Genomic DNA, 5,066 nt, shown 5'->3' with positions numbered 1-5,066 from the left:
CGGGTGACCACGCCCGCCTCGTCGTCATAGCGCGCGTTGAGCATCGGGAAATCGGGGATCGTCTTGCAAATCGCGACGATCATCAGCGGCAGCATCGTCAGCTTGGGTCGCCCGCCACGATTGGCGTTCAGATCCGCACGCATCGCCTCCAGCGCGGTGACGTCGATCTCGTCGACATAGGTGAAATGCGGGATCGCGCGCTTCGACGCGGCCATGTTCTCGGCGATCTTGCGCCGCATGCCGATGACCTTGATCGGCTGGTCCGCACGGGCCCGGCTCGCCCCCGGCGCCTGATAGCCCTGACCCGCGCCGTACCGCAGATACGCGTCGAGATCGGCATGACGCACCCGGTCCGACTCGGTCTTCACCGACGCCAGATCAATCCCCAGATCCCGCGCCCGCGCCCGCACCGCGGGCGACGCCAGCGCATGCGCCTTGGCGGCAGCGACCTGCTCGTCACTCCCCCCCGGCGAAGGCCGGGGCCCAGTTGGAGAGGTCGACGTAATAACGGACTGCGCGTCGTTACCGGCGCCCCCCACCTGGGCTCCGGCCTCCGCCGGGGTGGTGGCGGTCGGCGTTTCGACCACCTCCTCGACCCCCGGATTCTCCGCCTCATACTGCTCGGCCGTCTCCGCCTGCGCCGGCGTCAACGGCGCCGCCACGACCTCGCCCCCGGCGTCGACCGCATCCGTCTCGATCACCACCAGCGCGGCACCGATCGACACCTGATCCCCGACCTCGCCCGCCAGCTCGACGACGACGCCCGATACGGGCGACTCCATCTCGACCGTCGCCTTGTCGGTCATCATGTCCGCGACCGGCGAATCCTCCTCGACGCGGTCGCCGATCGCGACATGCCATGCGACGATCTCGGCCTCCGAGATGCCTTCGCCGATATCCGGCAGTTTGAAGGTAAAGCGAGCCATTATGCGTCCTTCATGATCTTCTTGAGGGCCTCGGTGATACGGACCGGCCCCGGGAAATAGGCCCATTCCAGGCTGTGCGGGTAGGGCGTGTCGAACCCGGTTACGCGCTCGATCGGTGCCTCGAGATGGTAGAAGCACCGCTCCTGCACCAGCGCCGACAGCTCCGCGCCAAAGCCGCTGGTCCGCGTCGCCTCGTGGACGATCATGCAGCGCCCGGTCTTCTTCACCGACGCCTCGATCGTCTCGATGTCGAGCGGGACGAGCGTGCGCAGGTCGACGATCTCCGCGTCGATCCCCGTCTCGGCGATCACCGCCGCGCAGACATGCACCATCGTGCCGTAGGCGAGGATGGTCAGCGCCTCGCCCGCCCGGACGATCTTCGCCTTGCCGAGCTCGATCTTGTAGTAGCCGGTCGGCACCTCGCCCGCGGGATGCTTCGACCAGTTCTGCGACGGCCGGTCCCAATAGCCGTCGAACGGTCCGTTATAGATGCGCTTGGGCTCGAAGAAGAGCGTCGGGTCATTGTCCTCGATCGCCGCGATCAGCAGGCCCTTGGCGTCATAGGGCGTCGACGGGATGACCGTCTTGATCCCCGACATGTGCGTGAACAGCCCCTCGGGGCTCTGGCTGTGAGTCTGCCCGCCGAAGATGCCGCCGCCGAACGGCGATCGCACCGTGATCGGCGAGGTGAACTCGCCCGCCGAGCGATAGCGCAGCCGCGCGGCCTCGGACACCAGCTGGTCGAGCGCGGGATAGATGTAATCCGCGAACTGGATCTCGGGGACAGGACGCAGGCCGTATGCGCCCATGCCGACCGCGACGCCGATGATCCCGCATTCGGTGATCGGCGTGTCGAACACGCGCGTCTTGCCGTGTTTCGCCTGCAACCCCGCGGTTGCGCGGAACACGCCGCCGAAATAGCCGACATCCTCGCCCATCACGATCACGTCGGGATCGCGCGTCATCATGATGTCCATGGCGGAGTTGATCGCCTGGATCATGTTCATCCGGCTGGTCTCGCCGCCGTCCGCTGCTTCGGACCCGGGTGCCTCGATCATGTCGCTCATGCCTTGCGATCCCATGGACGGCCGCTTGCCGTCTCTTCATCGAGCATCTGCTGACGCTGCTCCTTCAGATGCCAGGGCAGCTCCTCGAACACGCCGTCGAACAGCGATTCGAGCGGCTGGTGCAGCCCGTGGCCGAGGATGCCGTTCTTCTCGGCCTCCTTCTGCGCGGCCTTCACCTGCTCGGCGAGCTCCTTGTCCTGCGCCGCGTGGCGCTCGTCGTCCCATTCGCCGATCGTGATCAGATGATCCTTCAGCCGCTTGATAGGGTCGCCGAGCGGCCACGCATTGGGCTCGCCCTCGCTGCGATACTGACCCGGATCGTCCGAGGTCGAATGACCTTCCGCGCGATAGGTGAAATGCTCGATCAGCGTCGGCCCCTGGTTGGTCCGCGCACGCTCGGCCGCCCAGAGCGTCGCGGCGTACACGGCCAGCGCGTCGTTCCCGTCGACCCGCAGCCCGGCAATCCCGTACCCGACCGCGCGCGCCGCAAAGGTCGTTGCCTCCGCGCCCGCGAACCCCGAAAAGCTCGAAATCGCCCATTGGTTGTTGACGACGTTGAAGATCACCGGCGCGCGGTAGACAGCGGCAAAGGTGCACGCCGAATGGAAGTCGCCCTCCGCGGTCGATCCCTCGCCGCACCAGGTCGCCGCGATCCGCGTGTCACCCTTCGCCGCCGACGCCATCGCCCAGCCCACCGCCTGCGGATATTGCGTCGTGAGGTTGCCCGAGATCGAGAAGAACCCGGCTTCCTTGACCGAATACATGATCGGCAGCTGCTTGCCGCCAAGCCGGTCCGCGGTGTTCGAATAGATCTGGTTCATCATGTCGACGAGGCTCCAGCCCCGTGCGATGAGCAGCCCCTGCTGGCGATAGGAGGGGAAGCACATGTCCTCGTAATCGAGCGCATAGGCCGCCGCGACCGCGACCGCCTCCTCGCCCAGCGCCTTCATGTAGAAGCTCGTCTTGCCCTGACGCTGTGCGCGGAACATGCGCTCGTCGAACGCGCGGAGCAGCGCCATGCTGCGCAGCATACGCCGCAGCATATCGGGCGAAAGCTTGGGATCCCATGGCCCCACCGCATTGCCGTCATCGTCGAGAACGCGGACCAGCGTATAGGCGAGATCAGTGAAATCGCTCGCCTTGTCCGCGGTATCGGGGCGTCGCGCCTGCCCCGCGGGCGGCACGTCGACTTCGGCGAAATCGACCGGATCGCCGGGTCGAAACTTCGGTTCGGGCACATGCAGCATCAATCCGGGTAGATTGCGCAGCGGCTGCGAATCGGCGCGAGGGTGCTCGCTGGCCATCGTCACTCCATCTCCATCGCCCGGCGGCGTACGCGCCGGATCGCTCTTCGCGGCCTTGTTATAAAATTTCAACGGCATTGGCGAGAGGGAGTTTTGCCGGACTCCGCATTCGCACCGGCGGCGTGCAACGCCATGCGGTCAATGCGATAGCATGAGCCTGCGGACGCGGGCGGACACGGGGGGAGGCAGGGCGACATGCTGCAGGACTGGGACGCCGTCGTCGCGATCGGATGCACGCTGCCGGGTGTCGAGCCGGGCACCAGCTACGGCCGGCCCGCACTCAGGTTCCGCGGCAAGACGCTTGCGTCCACCACAGCGCCCGATCCCGGCAGCTTCGTGCTCCATATCGGTCTCGACGAAAAGGACATCCTGCTCGACACCGACCCCGCGACCTTCTGGCAGACCGATCATTATGACGGCTGGCCGGCGGTGCTGGTCCGCTACGGCACCGGCGCGGGCGAGCGGATCGCACATCTCCTCGCCCGCGCCTGGTGGGACCGCGCTACCGCGGCGCAGCGCAAGGCCTATGGCGAGCGCCCCTAGCCGGCTCGCGCGCTACTCCACCGTCTGCTCGATCACCCCGAAGATCGGGCGATGCCGGTCGTCCTCCGCCCAGATCCGTACCGTGTCACCCTTTTTCAGGAACGGGGTCACCGCCGCGCCGCCCGCGATCGTCTCGATCGTCCGCACTTCCGCCAGGCAGGAATAGCCGACCCCGCCGTCTGCGATCGGCTTGCCCGGTCCGCCATCCGCGCCGCGGTTCGACACCGTGCCCGACCCGACGATCGTCCCCGCGCCAAGCTTGCGCGTCTTGGCGGCATGCGCGATCAGCGTGCCGAAATCGAACGTCATGTGCTCGCCCGCCTCGGCGCGGCCAAAGGGCTGGCCGTTCAGGTCGACCATCAGCTTGCGGTGCAGCTTGCCGTCCTGCCACCAGTCGCCGAGCGATTCGGGCGTCACGAACACCGGTGAAAACGCGCTGGCGGGCTTCGACTGGAAGAAGCCGAATCCCTTGCCCAGCTCGCCCGGGATCAGGTTGCGCAGCGACACGTCGTTGGTCAGCCCGACCAGCCGCACCGCCGCCAGCGCCTCGTCGCGGCTCGCGCCCATCGCCACGTCACCGGTGACGACGACGACCTCGCCCTCCATGTCACAGCCCCAGCTCTCGTCGGAAAGCGGGATCGGGTCGCGCGGCCCCAGAAACCCGTCCGACCCGCCCTGATACATCAGCGGATCGTGCCAGAAGCTGTCGGGCATCTCGGCGGCGCGCGCCTGCCGCACGAGCGCGACATGGTTCACATAGGCGGAGCCGTCCGCCCACTGATAGGCGCGCGGCAAGGGCGACGCCGCGTCATGCTCGTGGAACCGCCGCATCGGGATCATCTCGTGCTCGAGATCGGTCGACAGATTCTCGAGCGCGGGCGCAAGCCGGTCCCAGTCGTCGAGCGCGGCCTGCAGCGTCGGCGCGATATGCGTCGCATCGGCATACCAGGCGAGGTCATTCGACACGACGACGAGCCGGCCGTCACGGCCCCGGGCTGGATCTGCGTCCTTCAGGCTGGCCAGTTTCATTGCGGATCCTCTCAATGTTTTCACCACCCTACGCCCGCCCGCCGCAGGAAGTCGAGACCGGCGGTCGCACGCGCATCCCGACCGGCCGCTCATGCGTTATCCTTGCATCCCCCCGACCACGGCGCCACACCTGGCCACCGCCTTCGAAAGCTCCGCCATGCCCCTCGATATCGTCCGCGTGCCCGTCCTCAGCGACA

The 5,066-nt window shown here is 67.2% G+C and carries 5 protein-coding genes; 1 reads left to right on the top strand and 4 read right to left on the bottom strand.

Features of this window, described 5'->3' with window-relative positions; all coding sequences use genetic code 11:
* The 3 genes from sphsw_RS10165 to sphsw_RS10155 form a co-directional block, all read right to left on the bottom strand.
* A partial coding sequence (locus sphsw_RS10165; RefSeq protein WP_031440524.1) for a 2-oxo acid dehydrogenase subunit E2 occupies positions 1-926 on the bottom strand: 926 nt, incomplete at its 3' end.
* Complete coding sequence (locus sphsw_RS10160; RefSeq protein ID WP_031394420.1) at positions 926-1,933, bottom strand: alpha-ketoacid dehydrogenase subunit beta; 1,008 nt, start codon at positions 1,931-1,933, stop codon at positions 926-928. The genes sphsw_RS10165 and sphsw_RS10160, both read right to left, overlap by 1 nt.
* 56 nt (positions 1,934-1,989) lie before the next feature.
* Positions 1,990-3,297, bottom strand: a complete 1,308-nt coding sequence (locus sphsw_RS10155) for a thiamine pyrophosphate-dependent enzyme (protein WP_031440523.1) — start codon at positions 3,295-3,297, stop codon at positions 1,990-1,992.
* Positions 3,298-3,492: 195 nt separating this feature from the next.
* Between sphsw_RS10155 and sphsw_RS10150 the strand changes: the two genes are divergently transcribed.
* Positions 3,493-3,840: an MmcQ/YjbR family DNA-binding protein gene (locus tag sphsw_RS10150; RefSeq protein WP_031440522.1), complete on the top strand. Its 348-nt coding sequence runs from the start codon at positions 3,493-3,495 to the stop codon at positions 3,838-3,840.
* A 12-nt stretch (positions 3,841-3,852) separates the two neighbouring features.
* Here the strand turns inward: sphsw_RS10150 and sphsw_RS10145 are convergent, their stop codons facing one another.
* Positions 3,853-4,869, bottom strand: coding sequence for a fumarylacetoacetate hydrolase family protein (locus sphsw_RS10145; protein WP_031440521.1), 1,017 nt, complete (start codon positions 4,867-4,869; stop codon positions 3,853-3,855).
* Positions 4,870-5,066 lie beyond the last annotated feature (197 nt).

Origin of the sequence: Sphingomonas sp. FUKUSWIS1, assembly GCF_000733135.1 — a bacterium.
GTDB classification, from domain to species: Bacteria; Pseudomonadota; Alphaproteobacteria; order Sphingomonadales; family Sphingomonadaceae; genus Sphingomonas; species Sphingomonas aerolata.
Note: the sequence above shows the minus strand (reverse complement) of the source record. Positions and strands in the feature narration are given on the sequence as shown.